The 14,991-nt window shown below is 67.6% G+C and carries 15 protein-coding genes; 7 read left to right on the top strand and 8 right to left on the bottom strand.

The window, feature by feature from the left end:
- Positions 1 to 75: 75 nt before the first annotated feature.
- On the top strand, positions 76 to 216 hold the full coding sequence (locus ACOZ4O_RS03335; RefSeq protein WP_424523900.1) for a DUF7503 family protein: 141 nt from the start codon (positions 76 to 78) through the stop codon (positions 214 to 216).
- On the opposite strand, the gene ACOZ4O_RS03330 is transcribed toward ACOZ4O_RS03335, so the two are convergent.
- From ACOZ4O_RS03330 to ACOZ4O_RS03315, 4 genes are read right to left on the bottom strand one after another with little or no spacing between them, the layout of a single operon-like run.
- Positions 213 to 2,306: a hypothetical protein gene (locus tag ACOZ4O_RS03330; RefSeq protein WP_424523899.1), complete on the bottom strand. Its 2,094-nt coding sequence runs from the start codon at positions 2,304 to 2,306 to the stop codon at positions 213 to 215. The two genes, ACOZ4O_RS03335 and ACOZ4O_RS03330, sit on opposite strands and share 4 nt — an antisense overlap.
- Positions 2,307 to 2,351: 45 nt before the next feature.
- Complete coding sequence (locus tag ACOZ4O_RS03325; protein WP_424523898.1) at positions 2,352 to 3,026, bottom strand: DUF7504 family protein; 675 nt, start codon at positions 3,024 to 3,026, stop codon at positions 2,352 to 2,354.
- A 42-nt stretch (positions 3,027 to 3,068) separates the two neighbouring features.
- The gene (locus tag ACOZ4O_RS03320) at positions 3,069 to 4,739 is read right to left on the bottom strand and encodes a thiamine pyrophosphate-binding protein (RefSeq protein WP_424523897.1); all 1,671 of its coding nucleotides are present in this window, start codon (positions 4,737 to 4,739) and stop codon (positions 3,069 to 3,071) included.
- Positions 4,739 to 5,515 (bottom strand): SDR family NAD(P)-dependent oxidoreductase, encoded by a 777-nt coding sequence (locus ACOZ4O_RS03315; protein WP_424523896.1) that lies wholly within the window; start codon positions 5,513 to 5,515, stop codon positions 4,739 to 4,741. Before ACOZ4O_RS03315 ends, ACOZ4O_RS03320 begins: the two co-directional genes overlap by 1 nt.
- Before the next feature lie 97 nt (positions 5,516 to 5,612).
- On the opposite strand from ACOZ4O_RS03315, the gene ACOZ4O_RS03310 reads away from it, so the two are divergent.
- From ACOZ4O_RS03310 to ACOZ4O_RS03295, 4 genes are read left to right on the top strand one after another with little or no spacing between them, the layout of a single operon-like run.
- Positions 5,613 to 7,160 (top strand): class I adenylate-forming enzyme family protein, encoded by a 1,548-nt coding sequence (locus tag ACOZ4O_RS03310; RefSeq protein ID WP_424523895.1) that lies wholly within the window; start codon positions 5,613 to 5,615, stop codon positions 7,158 to 7,160.
- The gene (locus tag ACOZ4O_RS03305) at positions 7,153 to 7,908 is read left to right on the top strand and encodes an SDR family NAD(P)-dependent oxidoreductase (protein ID WP_424523894.1); all 756 of its coding nucleotides are present in this window, start codon (positions 7,153 to 7,155) and stop codon (positions 7,906 to 7,908) included. Before ACOZ4O_RS03310 ends, ACOZ4O_RS03305 begins: the two co-directional genes overlap by 8 nt.
- Positions 7,909 to 8,601 carry an HAD family hydrolase gene (locus ACOZ4O_RS03300; protein ID WP_424523893.1) on the top strand — a complete coding sequence of 231 codons (693 nt, stop codon included), beginning with the start codon at positions 7,909 to 7,911 and terminating at the stop codon, positions 8,599 to 8,601.
- Positions 8,598 to 8,873, top strand: a complete 276-nt coding sequence (locus tag ACOZ4O_RS03295; RefSeq protein WP_424523892.1) for a hypothetical protein — start codon at positions 8,598 to 8,600, stop codon at positions 8,871 to 8,873. The genes ACOZ4O_RS03300 and ACOZ4O_RS03295 overlap by 4 nt, the downstream gene beginning before the upstream one ends.
- Here the strand turns inward: ACOZ4O_RS03295 and ACOZ4O_RS03290 are convergent.
- Positions 8,838 to 9,593 carry an NAD-dependent protein deacylase gene (locus ACOZ4O_RS03290; RefSeq protein WP_424523891.1) on the bottom strand — a complete coding sequence of 252 codons (756 nt, stop codon included), beginning with the start codon at positions 9,591 to 9,593 and terminating at the stop codon, positions 8,838 to 8,840. The genes ACOZ4O_RS03295 and ACOZ4O_RS03290 overlap by 36 nt on opposite strands.
- Before the next feature lie 301 nt (positions 9,594 to 9,894).
- Positions 9,895 to 11,109, bottom strand: a complete 1,215-nt coding sequence (locus ACOZ4O_RS03285; RefSeq protein ID WP_424523890.1) for an acyl-CoA dehydrogenase family protein — start codon at positions 11,107 to 11,109, stop codon at positions 9,895 to 9,897.
- A 102-nt stretch (positions 11,110 to 11,211) separates the two neighbouring features.
- Between ACOZ4O_RS03285 and ACOZ4O_RS03280 the strand changes: the two genes are divergently transcribed.
- Together ACOZ4O_RS03280 and ACOZ4O_RS03275 are read left to right on the top strand one after the other, a co-directional pair.
- The gene (locus ACOZ4O_RS03280; protein ID WP_424523889.1) at positions 11,212 to 12,285 is read left to right on the top strand and encodes a phosphotransferase family protein; all 1,074 of its coding nucleotides are present in this window, start codon (positions 11,212 to 11,214) and stop codon (positions 12,283 to 12,285) included.
- A complete protein-coding gene (locus ACOZ4O_RS03275; RefSeq protein ID WP_424523888.1) occupies positions 12,282 to 12,731 on the top strand; it encodes a MaoC family dehydratase in 450 nt (149 codons plus the stop codon). The genes ACOZ4O_RS03280 and ACOZ4O_RS03275 overlap by 4 nt, the downstream gene beginning before the upstream one ends.
- Here ACOZ4O_RS03275 and ACOZ4O_RS03270 read toward each other — a convergent pair.
- On the bottom strand, positions 12,728 to 13,525 hold the full coding sequence (locus ACOZ4O_RS03270) for an enoyl-CoA hydratase/isomerase family protein (protein ID WP_424523887.1): 798 nt from the start codon (positions 13,523 to 13,525) through the stop codon (positions 12,728 to 12,730). The two genes, ACOZ4O_RS03275 and ACOZ4O_RS03270, sit on opposite strands and share 4 nt — an antisense overlap.
- Before the next feature lie 77 nt (positions 13,526 to 13,602).
- Positions 13,603 to 14,973: an FAD-binding oxidoreductase gene (locus ACOZ4O_RS03265; RefSeq protein ID WP_424523886.1), complete on the bottom strand. Its 1,371-nt coding sequence runs from the start codon at positions 14,971 to 14,973 to the stop codon at positions 13,603 to 13,605.
- Positions 14,974 to 14,991 lie beyond the last annotated feature (18 nt).

Here is a 14,991-nt window from a genome sequence, read left to right as displayed (position 1 = left end):
AGAGTTTATTACAAGCGATAATCTATGGTTAGATAAGAAATATTTACACAAAAATCGGTGATATCAATAGTTGCAATGTCAGAAAGAAACTACGGCTCGCTCGCATCCTTCCTCACCGACAACCCCCGCATGATCGGCGTCCTGTTCACGATGACGCTCCTGCTCGCCCAGACGGGCGCTGTCTCGGCCGGCAACGTCGCCATCAACGGCCCCTAATCCAACCGCGAGAAATCGAACGTATCCGCCCAGTGTAACGACTCTTCGAACCGAATCGGCGTCTGTTGCTCCACGAACTCCACGAATTTCGCCACACTCACCGTGTAGTCAAGTCCTCCCGCGACGGGTGCGAGGTAGTACATTGACTCCCCCCGAATCGTCGGCGCCATCATCGTCCCGAGGTCGAACGCTCTCGTGAGAAACGACCAGTACGTGATGTCCACCGCGTCCTCCCGCACGTCCGTAATTTCGACGAGCTCCGGGAGGTTCGACTCGGGCTGTACGATGCCGAGGCCGCCGTCGCCGACGATGACGTACTGGCCGCCCGCGTAACTCTCGTTGCGCGCGGTTTCGAGCGCGACGTTCAACGGATACCCGACGTTCAGCAGGCGCGCGAGCGTCCGCCCCATCGTCACCGCCGCGTTGTTCAGCACGTCGCTCAGCGTCACGATACCGCCGATAGCGCCGGCTTCGACGAGTTTCGCGCCGACCCGATACGACGAGCACGCGTTCAGGAAAAAGGCGTCCACGCCCGTCGTCTCGATGCTGTCGAGGTCGAGTTTACCGTCCGCGCACTCGATACCCGCGTCGTCGATATGGCCGATGTAGTGCAGGAACTCCGTCTCGGCCGCCAGCACCTCACGGAGTTCCGCGCGAGTGAGGTTCTCGTACTGTCGCACGTCGAAGGGAAGTTCGTCCCGCGACCCGTACACCGTGTCCGTCATCTCCCGCTCCTCCATCATGTCCGGTTCGTTGCAGACGACGGTGATCTTGATGTCGCCGGACGCGAGCGGACGGTCCACTCGGTTCTCGTACGCCTCAACCATCGCCTTGCTCGCGCCGATGGGCGTCCCCGCACCCGCCCACGTCTGCTCCAGTGAGTCCGCCGCGGCGGGGCGAACGTACCGGCCGCCCGTCTGCGCGCCCGCCGACGCGCGGTAGAACTCGCCGGCGGTTTCGGCTTGCTCGGTCGTGCGCGCCACGCCCTCGTCCGTCGGCGTCCGTACGACAGCGAGTTCGTCCACCAGGTAGGGGAGGAGTTCCAGGTACTCCCTGGTCGGCGTCACGTCCGCCGTGAGCTTCCACGTCGGACAGTACGGCTCCACGGCCGCGAACGGAACCGAGAGGTAGCTCTTGAGTCGGTCCGTCGGCGACGCTTCACGCGCCTCCGCGAACGAGATATCGAGCGCCGACTCCAGTTCCGCCCGCTCGAACAACGGCACCTCGTAGTAGCCCTCGGTGCGCGCGACGCAGTCGAGCACGAACACGTGTTTCAGCGTGCGCGCGACCGTCTCCTCGTACCCGCCCGCGCGGTCAAGCGAGTACGTGAACCCGTCCATCGTCCGGAGCTCGGGTTCCTCGCCCGGAACCAACCGCGCGCCGAGATAGTACGCGAGCGACACCGCCGGGTAGATGTACTCGAACCGGGGCGGCACTGCCAGCCGAACGTCCGTCTCGGGCGCTTCCAGCCCCGACGGAATCACGAGGTCGTCGCCGCGCTCCAGACGGGGCGGATGGCCGCGTAATGTTGGGTACGACCGCGTCGGCTCCTGCGTCTTCAACGCGTGCCCGAACGCGTTCACGGCCTCCATCACGTCCCGCGGATGGTCGGTCGTCGTTATCGTGCCGGCGGGCGAGTCGTGGAACGACCGCGCGCCCACGTCCACTCGCGTCTCGCCGGCGAGGTCGATGACGGTGCTGTCCGCGTCCGACCGAACCGTCACCGGCCCCGACGCGCGGACGTAGAGTTTTATCGGCGCGGCGACGTCGAACAGGTACTCGCTCGCCGGCAATTCCTCGAACGCGAAGTGCTCGGTCTGCGTGACGTGCGTCCCGTCCGGGGTCCGCACGTGAATCGCGAAGACATCCGGAAACGTGACCGTATCAGTTCGAAACGAAACCGCCGCGTCGAGCGGGACCGGGAACCGCTCCGTGATACGTTCTCGACGCACGTTCTCGGTCGCCGTCTCCACGCGAACCCGCGTGCGCTCGATCGGGTCGACCACCGCCAGTCCGCCCTTCGGCGGCGTGTCGATGCGCGCACCGACATCCCCCGCTGCGTCGAACACATCGCCGGCTCGCTCCTCCATACGAATCGCCTTACGCGGCGAACCACTCAAAAGGGTGTTGTCGTCTCAGCCGTCGAGCGACACCCACTCGGACATCACGTCCTCGTCCCGGAGACTCCACCGCTGTTCCACGCCGTCGGTCACACGGAGTTCGACGACCGCGTCGAACAGGGGTTCGAGGAGGCGGACGTGGCGGTCGTCGCGGGGCTTCGGGAGGTGGAAGTGCGCCATTCCGCGCTCGCGACGCACGCGCTCCGAGAGCAAGTCAGCGGTGCGGAACGCCGGGAACTCGCCCGCGGTATCGAGGAGGGTCTGGAGGGTGTCGACGCCGAGTCGGAGTTCGCCCGGCGCGAACTCGTCGCCGAGCGCGTCGATCTGGTCGATGACTGTGCGGCCGAGCGCGTTCGCATCGCCGGCAGAGGCGTGCGCGCGCGGCGTGACGCTGGGTGTGACGTTCGCCGACGCGACCGCGCTGCGGGCGTTCGTGCCGTGCGTGATGACGGTGTCGCTGTCGCCGCAGCGCGTCTCTCCGAGGCGGCCGGGGAGCGTGGCGCCGGCGCTGCCGCCGACCACGAGGACGCGTTGTCTGGGGGCGTGCTCGCCGTCGCCGAGCATCCGTCGGGACGCGCGAGCGTACGCTTCACCGGGAACGTCCCCGACGACGAGGAGGGAACTCCCCTCGTCCTTCAGGCGTTCGAGGACGCCCTCGAATTCCTCGTCCGTTCGCCCCGCGTCATACATCGGATAAGCTGTCACAGTGACAGGAAATAAACGTTTGGTTCGCTAGTCGTCGTGAACGAGTACGTCGACAACGGTCGGGCCGGATTCGGCGAGCGCGGCGTCGAGTGCAGCGTCGAGGTCGTCCTCGGGGTCGACGCGAACGCCGGTCGCGCCGTGGCTCTCCGCGTTCTTCGGGATGTCCACGGGCGGGTCGAAGTCCATCCCGACGTACTCGTAGTCGTCCTCGCCGAACAGCCCCTGCATGTTGTCCTTGAGGATGCGATAGTTCCGGTTGTCCGGCACGACGACGGTGAGGTCGAGGTCGTAGCGCGCCGCCGAGTAGAGCGTCTGCGGATAGTAGAGGTAGGAACCGTCGCCGACGTGTCCGACGACCTGCCGGGGCTCGTCGCGCATCGACTCGGCGAGCGCCGCGCCGACGGACGCGGGGAGGCCGTATCCGAGGCCGCCGCCCTTGTTCGAGATGGCTTGCTCGGGTTCGAGCGGCCACCGCGTGAGCAGTTCGTACTTCGCGGTCACGCCCTCGTCGACGATGTAGGCGTCGGGCGCGGCGTCCCGGAGAGCGTCCACGAGCTCGCCCTTCGACCGCCGCGGGTCGTCCGTCTCGTCGTCGCTCGCCATCTCCGCCTGCGCCATCTGCTTCATCGCGGCGACGCGTTCCAGACGGTCGGCGCGCTCGTCGTCGCTCACCCGGTCGGCGACTTCCGTGGCGATTTCGGCCATCGTCTCGCCGGGGTCGCCGAGCACGGCGACGTCCGCTGGCTGGTTCTTCCCGAGTTGCCACGCGTCGTCGCCGATGTGGACGAACGTCGCGTCCGGCACGAGGTCGCCGGAGTGCGCGGTGAGCGTCGTGTTCGTCGAACACCCGACGAACGCCACCATATCGGTATCGAGGAGGGTTCGGGCGGTATTCTCGTCCGGCGGGATGTAGGACACCCACTGGTCGTGGCTCGCCGGGAAGTCCACCTCGCACGCGAGAATCTCGGCGTGCACGCGTGCGCCCGCCGCTTCCGCGAGGTCGACAGCGGCGTCCACGGCGTCGGTGCCCGCGCGGGCGACGCCGTCGCCGACGACGAGCACGGGGTTCTCCGCCTCCGCGAACGCGTCGGCCGCCCGTTCGACCTGACTGCGGTCGCCGCGGCCGCCGCTCGGAATCGCGCCCAGTCGCTCCGGGTCGGCGTCCGTCTCGGCCATCATCACGTCGAGCGGGAGGCCGAGGAAGACGGGGCCGGTCGGCGGCGTCAGCGCGACGCGGAACGCCCGGCGGAGCATCGACGGGAGCGCCTCGACGTCGAGGACTTCCGCGCTCCACTTCGTGAACTGCTGCGTCATCTCCACGAGGTCACCGGAGAGGATTGGCTCCTCGTGGCGGAACTCCGTGGAGTGGTTGCCGGCGGTGACGACGAGTGGCGCGCCCGCGACACTCGCGCCGTAGATGTTCCCGAGGCCGTGGGCGAGACCGGGCGCGACGTGGAGGTTCGCCACGCCGACGGGGAGCACGGACTCGTCGTCGTCCGCGTGGTAGCGCCGCGTCGTCGCGTACCCCGCCGCCATCCCGACCGCCACGTCCTCGTGGAGGCCGAGAACGTAGTCGAGGTCGCTTCCCGCGAGCGCCTTCATCACGGGGAGTTCGGTGGTGCCGGGATTCCCGAAGACGTGCTCGACGCCGTACTGCTCGAGCGTGTCGACGAAGAGGTCCGCGCCCGAGTACGCCATCAGATTTCGGGGGACTCCTCGATGCGCGGGACGCCCGCCGCGGTCACTGTCTCGCCGACGATGTAGGAGGCGGCGGGGCTGGCGAGGAACTGCGCGAGGTCCGCGATCTCCTCGCTCGTGCCGATGCGACGCTGCACCTCGTCTCGCTCGATATTGTCCGCGCTGACGCCCATCTGGGACTCGACGCCGGGCGTCGCGACGAACCCGGGCGCGATGCAGTTCACGCGCACGTCGTCGCCCGACCACTCGTACGAGAGGGTCTTGGTGAGGTTGATGACACCCGCTTTGGCCGCGCCGTAGTGACTCATCATCGGACTGCCGCGCTGGCCCGCGACGGACGCGAGGTTCACGACGGTGCCGCCGCCGTTCTCCCGCATGTGTTCGCCGGCGGCCTGCGTGCAGTGGTAGGTGCCGGTGAGGTTGATTTCCACTATCGTTTTCCAGCCGTTCTCGCTGATGTCCTCGAAGGGCGCCATGAAGGACGCGCCCGCGTTGTTCACGAGGATGTCGACGGACCCGAACTCCTCGACGGTCGCCTGGACGAGCGCGTCGACGGCGTCCCGGTCGGTCACGTCACACTCGACCGCGAGCGCGGTTCCCTCGTAGTCGCCGTCGTTGATGTGGTCGCTGACGGGGTCGACGTTCTCCTGTTCGCGCGAACAGACGACGACGTTCGCGCCGTCGTCCGCGAAGCGTTCCGCGATTGCTCGACCGATGCCCGAGGACGCGCCGGTGACGATGGCGGTGTCGCCCGCCACGCTGAATCTGCTTACCATTGTTAAGACATCTACCCGTTTTCGGTTCATCGGTAATAAATCCGCGTGCGCCGGAGCGACCGTTAACATAATGGCAAATGTTACGGAATGGCATGGTATGGACGTACCCAGTTACCTACAGACGGTCGAGGCAACGAACGCCGCCGCGCTGTTCGACGCGACGGCCGACCAGCGACCCGACCCGACAGCCATCGAGGGCGAACGTCGGTCGTTCACCTTCGCCGCCCTCCGCGAGCGCTCCGCCGCGCTCGCCGGCGGCCTGCACGAGCGCGGTCACACCGCGGGCGACCGCCTCCTGCTCTACCTCCCGAACTGCCCCGAGTACGTCACCACCATCCTCGGCGGCCTCCGCGCGGGCGTCGTCGTCTCCCCCGTCAACCCGCAGTACAAGGCCCGCGAACTCGCCCACCAGCTCGACGATACCGACGCGAGCGTCGTCGTCACCCACCCCGCGCTCGTCGAACACGTCCACGAGGCCGCGGACGACATCGACAGCGACCCCGACGTCCTCACCGTCGGCGAGGCCACCCCGGACACCACCGCGCTCCACGACGTCTCCGGCGACCCCGTGACGGTCGACGTGGACACGGACGACACCGCGATGCAGCCGTACACGTCCGGAACGACGGGCCAGCCGAAGGGCGTGTTGCTCACCCACGGGAACCTCCGCGCGCAGGCGTTCTCGGGCTTCCAGTTCACCGACCTCCCGCCCGCGGAGCAGCGCGAACTCGTCTTCCTCCCGCTCTACCACATCACGGGCTTCACGCACTCCACGTGGCAGACCCTGATTCGGGGCGGCACCGCGTTCGTCCGGAATCCCGCCGACTGGAGCGCCGAGCGCTGCATGCGCGAAATCGAGGACAACGAGATTACGAGCTTCATCGGCGTCGCGACGATGTTCGTCGACATGGTGAACGACGAATCGTTCGGCGAGTACGACCTCTCCTCGCTCGACACCGTCAACGAAGGCGGCGCGAAGATGCCCGTCGCCGTGCAGGAACGCTTCGAGGAGAGCACGGGCGTCGCGATGAGCGAGGGATACGGACTCACCGAGACCACCGCCGCCACCCACACCGGCGTCGGGTCCTCGTTCGGCTACAAGCCCGGCACCATCGGTCAGCCACTCCGGATGACGGACGCGAAAATCGTGGACGGCTCGGGCGACGAAGTCGACCCCGGCGAGACCGGGGAACTCCTCGTGCGCGGCCCTCAGGTGATGAAGGGCTACCACAATCTCCCGGACGCGACCGACGACGCGTTCACCGACGAGGGCTACTTCTGCACCGGCGACATCGCGCGCCGTGACGCCGAGAACTACTACGAGATCGTCGACCGGAAGAAGCACATGATCAACACCGCGGGCTACAACGTCTACCCGAGCGAGGTCGAATCCCTCCTCTACGAACACGAAGCCATCGCTGACGCGGCCGTCGTCGGTATCCCCGACGAACGCCGGAACGAGACCGTGAAGGCGTTCGTCGTGCGGACACCGGACGCAGCGGTGACCGAAGAGGAAATCAAACAGTTCTGCCTCGACAACCTCGCGGAGTACAAACACCCCAGGGAGGTCGAGTTCGTGGAGGACCTGCCGCGCACGGCGAGCGGGAAGGTGCAGAAGTTCAAACTGGTGGACGACGATGCCTGAGGGCGTCGCGTTCGTCACCGGCGCGAGCCAGGGTATCGGCGAAGCTATCGCCCGCCGATTCGTGGAGGACGACTTCGCGGTCGCGCTCGCCGCGCGCAGCGACACCACCGACCTCGCGGACGAACTCGGGAACGCGCTCGCCGTCCGATGCGACGTGACCGACGAGGAGAGCGTCCGCGACGCTATCGACGCGACCGTCGAGGAGTTCGGTGGACTGGACGTGCTCGTGAACAACGCCGGTATCGCCGGCCCCACGAAGCCAGTCGAGGAAATCGAGCGTGAGGCATGGAGCGAAACCATCGAAACGAACCTCACCGGACCCTTCCTCTGCGCGAAACACGCGGCGAGCGCGCTCCGCGACAGCGACGAGGGAAGCCTCGTCAACGTCTCCTCCGTCGGCGGGAAGCGCCCGTACCCGAACCGCAGCCCGTACGCCGCCTCCAAACTCGGCCTCGTCGGCCTCGGACGCACGCTCGCGGCCGAGTTCGGCGACGACGCCGTCACCGTGAACACCATCTGTCCCGGGCCCGTGGCGGGCGACCGCATCGAATCCGTCATCGAGAACCAAGCGGAGGCGCGCGGCACGACCCCCGAAGCGGTGAAGCGCGAGGAGTACCTCGGCGACCTCATGCTCGACGAGATGGTGACGCCCGCGGAAGTCGCGAACGTGGCGTACCGCCTCGCCGTCGACCACCGGCACGTCACCGCCCAAGACGTTAACGTGGACGCGGGCATGACGTGGTACTAGATGGACTACGACGCGGTCTTCTGGGACATCGGTGGCGTCCTCCTCGATGTCGACTCGGTGCGCGAAGCACACACGCGGTTCATGGAGCGGTTCGTCGCCGCGCACGGCCTCGACGTGAACCCGCAGGCGGCGCTGGAGCAGTGGCGCGGCGCTGTCGGCCGCCAGTTCCGCGAACGCGAGGGGAACGCCTATCAGTCGGCGCGCGAGGCGTACGCGCTCGCGCTCGCTGACCTCGCCGGACGCGACCTCGCGGACGACGAGTGGTTCCCGCTCTTCCGCGAGACCTCCGCGCGCTACCTCCGGCCGACGCCGCACGCTCGCGCGGTCGTCGCCGCGCTCGCCGACGCCGGCGTCTACCAGGGTATCGTGAGCGACGTGGACACGGAAGAGGGTGAGTTCATCCTCTCGCTGTTCGGCGTGCTGGAGCACGTGGACGACGTGACGACGAGCGAGGCCGTCGGCCGCACCAAGCCCGACGACGCGATGTTCGAGACCGCGCTCTCGAAGAGCCCCGTCACGCCCGAGCGGACGGTGATGGTGGGCGACCGCTACGACCACGACGTGGCCGGCGCCGCCCGCCACGGCATCCACGGGGTCGCGTTCGGCGAGAACGCCGACGGCTCCGACGCGAGTCACCGAATCGACGACTTGCGCGCGGTGCTCGACATCGTCGGCGTGCGAGGTGAGCGATGAGACTCCCTGAACCGTCCTCGGTCGCCGCTGCGCTCCACGGACGCCTGCTCCGGCCCGTTCGACGGACGCTCCGGCCGTTCCTCGACGAGGACGTGGACCGTGGCGACCCCGTGAGCCACGTTCTACTCTCCCTCCTTGCGGGACTGGTCGCGTTCGCGCTCACTGCGCTGGCCGCGGCGCTCGTCGCGCTCCCGACGGCGCTCTACGCCGTGGCGTACGCGCTCCTCGCTGGCGCGTCACGCCTCGTGAACGCGTTCAGCTATCGCCGGTAGCGCGTCCGTCACGTCCGCGCGGAGCACGACATCGGCGCGGTCGTCGGCCCGCATTTCCTCGAGATTCACGACGACGAGACTGCCGTCGCGCGCGGCGGTCGCGGGCAGCGAAGCCGCGGGGTCAACCGTCAGCGAGGAGCCGACGGCGAGGAAGGCGTCGCTCCGTTCCGCGAGGTCGCGGGCGTCGTGCAGCGCCTTCTGTGGCAGTTGCTCGCCGAACAACACCACGTCGGGCTTGAGGACGCCGCCGCACTCGCAGGTCGGTGGGAGTTCGCCGTCCGCGGCGCGCCGTCGGGCGTCCGCCGCGTCGCTCCGCCGTCCGCAGTCCTCGCAGGCGACGCGCTCGGCGTTCCCGTGGAGTTCGATGACGCGCTCGCTCCCCGCGTCCTGATGGAGGCCGTCCGTGTTCTGCGTGACGACACCATTGAGGACGCCCGTGTCTTCGAGCGTGGCGAGCGCGCGGTGGGCGGCGTTCGGTTCGACGCCGTCGGGCCGCATCGCGTCGTGGAGGTCGAGGCGGTCGCTCCAGAACCCCGCGGGGTCACGCTCGAACCGCCGCCGATGGAAATCTTGGGGGTCGAACTCCGCCCCCCAGATTCCGTCGTCGCCGCGGAAACTCGGGATGCCGGACGCCGTGGAGACGCCCGCGCCCGTCAGAACACCCGCAGTCTCCGCCGACTCTAGCAGTTCCGCGACCCGCGATAGCGCGCGTTCGTTCATACCCATGGATAGGCGTTCGAGAGGAAAAGTGGCGTGCAGACGACACCGGCGGTCGCGCACGGGAGCGTGTCGCCGTCACCGAACCGGACTCCCGTACGTCGCTAGTCAGTACATCATCCATCGCTGGCCGCGCTCTCGTATTTGAACTTTTCAGCCAGCGCGGTCTAGTGGCGGAGACGGTACGAGCATCAGCGCGCCGCCGGCGCGCTGTTCACGCGAGCGCAGAGCGCTCGCGTCTTTTTGCCTCCAGGGTTTTACTCAAGCGGGTCGCCTTCGGCGACCGCTTGAGTAAAAAGGTGGGTTAGAAGCGCGTGAGGGCTTCGAGTTCGAATTCGTGTTGGTCGGCGTCGCTGAGGGCGTCGCGGGCGATGACGCGTTTGTGGACTTCGTCTGCGCCGTCGACGATGCGGAACTGGCGGACGCTCTCGTAGAAGTCGGCGAGCGGGAGGTCTTTCCCGATGCCGTTTCCGCCGCACATCTGGATGGCTTGGTCGATGACGTTCTGGCAGGTGTTCGCGGCGAACACTTTGGTCATGGCGACGGGGATGCGGGCTTCGTTCCCTTGGTTGATTTGGCGGGCGGCGTGCCGGACCATGGTGCGGGCGGCGTGGAGGTTGGTTTCGGCTTCCGCGATTTCGAAGCGGAGGGATTGTTTCTCGCTGAGGGGTTCGCCGAAGGCTTCGCGTTCGCTGATGTATGCTTTCGAGATGTCGAGCGCGCGCTGGGCCATTCCGGAGTACCGCATGCAGTGGGTGAGGCGGGCGGGGCCGAGGCGGGCTTGCGCGTGGCTGAATCCTTCGTTGAGTTCGCCGAGCAGCGCGCTCTCGGGGACGCGCACGTTGTCGTACTCGATTTCGGCGTGCCCGACGCCGGTGACGTTCCCGCCGGTGTGCGGGATGTCGCGCACGACGTTCACGCCGTCCGCGTCCGCGTCGACGAGGAAGAGCGAGCAGCCGCTGTAGGGGTGGGCGTCGGGGTCGGTGACGGCCATGACGATGAGCACGTCGGCCTCGGTGCCCTGGGTCGTCCACCATTTGTGGCCGTTGATGACCCACTCGTCGCCGTCCTTCTCCGCGGTGGTCGCCATCATCTTCGGGTCGCTCCCGCCGCCCTGAATCGGTTCGGTCATCGAGAACCCGCTCCGAATCTCTCCCTGGACGAGCGGCCGGAGGTACTCCTCTTTCTGGTCCTCGGTGCCGAACATCTCGAGGGTGTGCATGTTGCCCTCGTCCGGCGCTTCGACCTTGATGGCGGGCGCGCCGAGGAGGCTGCGGCCGGCTTCCTCGAACACGGGGAGCATGTCGCGGTAGCTGAGGCCGTGCCCGCCGTACTCCTCGGGCAGGTGCGGTGCGTACACGCCGTAGTCGCGCGCTTCCTCGCGAAGCGCGTCCAGTTGGTCGTCACTGATGGGGTCGCCGCCCAGTACGTCGCGTTCGACTGGGATGACTACCTCGTCGACGAACTCACGGGTTTTCTCGGCGAACTCGACCGCTCGCTCGGAATCGTCGTACTCCATACCCACCCTTCGTGAATACAATGTAAAAAGATTCGTCCCGATTGGCATCGAGTGGTAATTCCCATCCATACCTATTCGTACGAGGAGGTTGAACGCCCGGGTATGGCAGACGACACGAGTGCGGCCTACTTCGCTCGGCTCGTAGACGAGGACGCGTTACGGACGTTCCTCGAATCCGAACTCGGGCCGACGGACGCCTACGACGTCGAGCGGCACGCGGAAGGACACTCGAACGAGACGCTGTTCGTCCAGTGGGGCGACCGCGACCTTGTGATTCGCCGGCCGCCGCCGGGCGAGACGGCGGACACCGCGCACGACGTGCTCCGCGAGTACCGCGTCATCGACGCGCTCCAAGACACGGCCGTGCCGGTGCCGCCGACGGTCGCAGCGTCCGACGACCACTCCATTATCGGGAGCGACTTCTACGTGATGGAGCGCGTGCCCGGCGACGTGCTGCGGGACGACGAACCGGAGCGGTTCGCGAACCTCGCGTCCCGCCAGCGCATCGGGGAGGAACTCGCGGACACGCTCGCGGCCATCCACGACGTGGACTACGAAGCGGTCGGCCTCGGCGAACTCGGGCGGCCGGCGGGCTACACGCGCCGGCAGGTCGACCGCTGGGGGAAACAGCTCTCGTGGGCGTTCGAGGTCACGGCGGACGACCGCGAGGTCCCGAAGCTGAAACGCGTCGGCGAGTGGCTGGACGAGAACTGCCCGGAAGACCATCCGGAGACGCTCGTGCACGGCGATTACAAGCTCGACAACGTCCTGTACGCGCCCGGCACGCCCCCGGAACTGACGGGCGTGTTCGACTGGGAGATGAGCACGCTCGGCGACCCGCGCGCCGACCTCGGGTGGATGCTCTCCTACTGGCGGGACGCCAAGGACCCCGAGCCCGCGGTCCCCGAGCTGGAGGCGACGTTCATGCAACGCGACGGCTACCCGACACGCGTCGAACTCGTGGAGCGCTGGGAGGACGCGACCGGGTTCGAGTTCGAGCACGAGCGGTTCTACCGCGCGCTCGCCGTCTACAAGCTCGCCGGACTGGGCGAGATGTTCTACCGGCGCTACCTGGAAGGAAACTCCGACGACCCGATGTATCCGCTGATGGAGGAACGTGTGCCCGCGCTCGCCGACCGCGCGGTCCGCATCATCGAGGGGGAGGAGCCGCTGTGACGTACTACGAGGACTTCGACGTGGGCGACGTGGAGGAGTTCGGGTCGTACACGGTGTCGAAGGAGGAAATCGTGGAGTTCGCGGAACAGTTCGACCCGCAGCCGTTCCACGTGGACGAGGAGGCGGCGAAGCAGTCGCCGTTCGGCGGCCTCATCGCGTCCGGCTGGCACACGGCGTCGCTCTGGATGAAGCTCATGGTCGAACACCACTACGACGACGCGGCGAGCCTCGGGTCGCCGGGCGTCGAGGAGATTCAGTGGACCGAACCCGTCCGCCCGGGCGACACGCTCTCCGTGCGTCTGGAGGTCGCGGAGAAACGCCCGCTCGAGAGCGACCCCGGGCGGGGGTTGCTCACGACGGACACCGCGATGTTCAATCAGGACGACGAAATCGTGATGACGATGCGCGGAAAAGCCTTCTACGAGCGGCGAAACCCCGACGCCTAGCGCCCTTCGAACTCGGGGTCTCTGTCTTCGAGGAATGCCCGCACGCCTTCTTCGTGGTCGTACGTGTCGAACACGACACCTTGCGCGACGGCCTCGTCCGTCATCGCCTGGTCGATGGTCTTCTCGAAGCCCTCGTCGATGAGGCGTTTCGCGTGCCGGAACGCCGCCGTCGGCCCGGACGCTATTCGGTCGACCATCGCATCGGCTTTCTCCGCGAACTCGTCGCTTCCGTAGACGTGGTTGAACAGCCCGAGGTCGTGTGCGCGCTCCGCGCCCATGATTTCGCCCGTGTAGACGAGTTCCTTCGCGACGTTCGTCCCGACGACGCGCGGGAGGAGGTAGGACGTGCCGGCGTCGACGGACAGGCCGACCTGCCGGAACACGAACCCGATGCTCGCGTCCTCGGTCGCGAGCTGGATGTCGCACGCGATTGCGAGATTCGCGCCCGCGCCCACCGCGGGGCCGTCGACCTTCGCGATGGTCGGAAGCGGGAACTCCACGAGGAGCGCGAGCGTCTCGCTCGTCGTTCGCTCGAGCGTCTTCACGGCCTCCTCCAGGGACTCGTCGGAGTCGAGTCGCTCCTTCATCGCGGCGATGTCGCCGCCGGCGCTGAACGCGCCGCCCGAGCCCTGCACGACGACCGCGCGGGCGTCGTCGACCTCGTCACGGACGCGTTCGAGGCTGTCCCGGAGGCCCGCGGTTAGCTCGCGGGAGAGCGCGTTCCGGCGCTCGGGCTGGTCGAGCGTGATGGTCGCGATGCCGTCCTCTACGTCGAGCGTGACTGCGTCACTCATACCGCGACCCACACCGCGAACCCCGAAAAACCTTCCCCAGGACTGTTAGAAATATCCTCCAGTTCGCTTTACAGTGCTCATTCCTCCGGGATGACTTTCCCGGGGTTGAGCAGGCCCTTCGGGTCGATGGCGTCTTTGATACCTCGCATCACGTCCACGGTGTTCGCGTGCTCGTCGCTCATGAACCCGCGCTTCCCGATGCCGACGCCGTGCTCGCCGGTCGCGGTGCCGTCCATCTCGATTGCGGCCTGCACGACCTCGTTGTTGAACGCCATCGCGCGAATCACGTGGTCCTCGTCGTCGCGGTCGACGAGCGGCGTGTAGTGGAGGTTCCCGTCGCCCGCGTGCCCGACGAGCGGCGCGAGCAGGTCGTACTCGTCGGCGAGGTCGTGCGCGCGCTCCACGATGTCCGGGTAGTTCGTGATGGGGACGACCACGTCGCCGATGACGGCCACGTCGAGGTCGGGGTCGTACGCGCGCGCCGCGGGCAAGGCCTCCCGGCGGGCCTCCCAGACGTCCGCCATCGCGCCCCCGGGTTCCGTCCACTCGACGACGCCGTGGTCGCGGCAGATGTCCTCGACGAACGCGTAGTCTTCCTCGATGCCGGTCGTGTTTCCGTGGAGTTCGAGCAGGAGGGTGGCGCGCTCGGGGAGCGTGAGGTCGTCGCGGTTCGCGTTCAGGAGTTCGATGGACTGCTCGTCCATGAACTCGATTGCGCCGGGTTTCACGCCCGCACCGATGATGTCGCTGACGGCGCGGCAGGCGTCGCGCGCGCTCTCGAACGCGACGAGCGCCGCGCGCTTCTCCGCGGGGATGCCGGCGAGTTCGATGGTGGCGTCCGTCACCACGCCGAGCGTCCCCTCGCTCCCGACGAGCAAGTCCTTGATGCTGTACCCCGAGGAGGTCTTCACGACGTTCCGTCCGGCCTCGACGACCTCGCCGTCGGGGAGCACGGCCTCGATGCGGCGGACGTGGTCGCGGGTCTCGCCGTACCGCACGGCGTTGAACCCGCTCGCGTTGGTCGCGATCATCCCGCCGATGGTCGCCACGTCCCCGCTGGAGATACCGGGCGGGAAGCGGAGGCCGTGACCGGCGAGCGTCTCGTTCAGGTCGTCGTAGATGACGCCGGGACCGACGCGCGCGGTGAGCGTGTCCGGGTCGGTCTCGACCCACGTCATCTCCTTCGTGGACAGCACGATACCGCCCTCGACGGGGATGGCGTTCCCTTCGAGGCCGCTCCCGCCGCTCCACGGCGTCACCGGCACGTCGCGCTCGTACGCCGCGGATAGCACGGCCGAAACCTCGTCGGTGGTCTCCGGCCACACGACCGCGTCGGGCGTCGAGGGGTGGTGCGGGCTCGCGTCGCGGGCGTACTGCTCGCGTCGCGACTCGCTGAACGAACTCTCCGCGTCGAGGTCTCGGAGGAACGAGACGTCGTGGTCGGTCATACACGGTCGTTCGTGTAC

The organism is Salarchaeum japonicum (assembly GCF_049705945.1).
In the GTDB taxonomy this organism is placed as follows: Archaea; Halobacteriota; Halobacteria; order Halobacteriales; family Halobacteriaceae; genus Salarchaeum; species Salarchaeum japonicum_A.
The sequence above is the reverse complement of the archived record's forward strand: the minus strand, read 5'-3'. Positions and strand labels throughout refer to the sequence as shown.

Coding starts and splice junctions, on each gene's coding strand:
- ACOZ4O_RS03290 (WP_424523891.1), bottom strand. CDS start 9,593: ATGAACGAACGCGCGCTATCGCGGGTCGCGGAACTGCTAGAGTCGGCG.
- ACOZ4O_RS03320 (WP_424523897.1), bottom strand. CDS start 4,739: ATGGCGTACTCGGGCGCGGACCTCTTCGTCGACACGCTCGAGCAGTAC.
- ACOZ4O_RS03315 (WP_424523896.1), bottom strand. CDS start 5,515: ATGGTAAGCAGATTCAGCGTGGCGGGCGACACCGCCATCGTCACCGGC.
- ACOZ4O_RS03300 (WP_424523893.1), top strand. CDS start 7,909: ATGGACTACGACGCGGTCTTCTGGGACATCGGTGGCGTCCTCCTCGAT.
- ACOZ4O_RS03335 (WP_424523900.1), top strand. CDS start 76: ATGTCAGAAAGAAACTACGGCTCGCTCGCATCCTTCCTCACCGACAAC.
- ACOZ4O_RS03325 (WP_424523898.1), bottom strand. CDS start 3,026: ATGTATGACGCGGGGCGAACGGACGAGGAATTCGAGGGCGTCCTCGAA.
- ACOZ4O_RS03330 (WP_424523899.1), bottom strand. CDS start 2,306: ATGGAGGAGCGAGCCGGCGATGTGTTCGACGCAGCGGGGGATGTCGGT.
- ACOZ4O_RS03270 (WP_424523887.1), bottom strand. CDS start 13,525: ATGAGTGACGCAGTCACGCTCGACGTAGAGGACGGCATCGCGACCATC.
- ACOZ4O_RS03310 (WP_424523895.1), top strand. CDS start 5,613: ATGGACGTACCCAGTTACCTACAGACGGTCGAGGCAACGAACGCCGCC.
- ACOZ4O_RS03280 (WP_424523889.1), top strand. CDS start 11,212: ATGGCAGACGACACGAGTGCGGCCTACTTCGCTCGGCTCGTAGACGAG.
- ACOZ4O_RS03305 (WP_424523894.1), top strand. CDS start 7,153: ATGCCTGAGGGCGTCGCGTTCGTCACCGGCGCGAGCCAGGGTATCGGC.
- ACOZ4O_RS03285 (WP_424523890.1), bottom strand. CDS start 11,109: ATGGAGTACGACGATTCCGAGCGAGCGGTCGAGTTCGCCGAGAAAACC.
- ACOZ4O_RS03265 (WP_424523886.1), bottom strand. CDS start 14,973: ATGACCGACCACGACGTCTCGTTCCTCCGAGACCTCGACGCGGAGAGT.
- ACOZ4O_RS03295 (WP_424523892.1), top strand. CDS start 8,598: ATGAGACTCCCTGAACCGTCCTCGGTCGCCGCTGCGCTCCACGGACGC.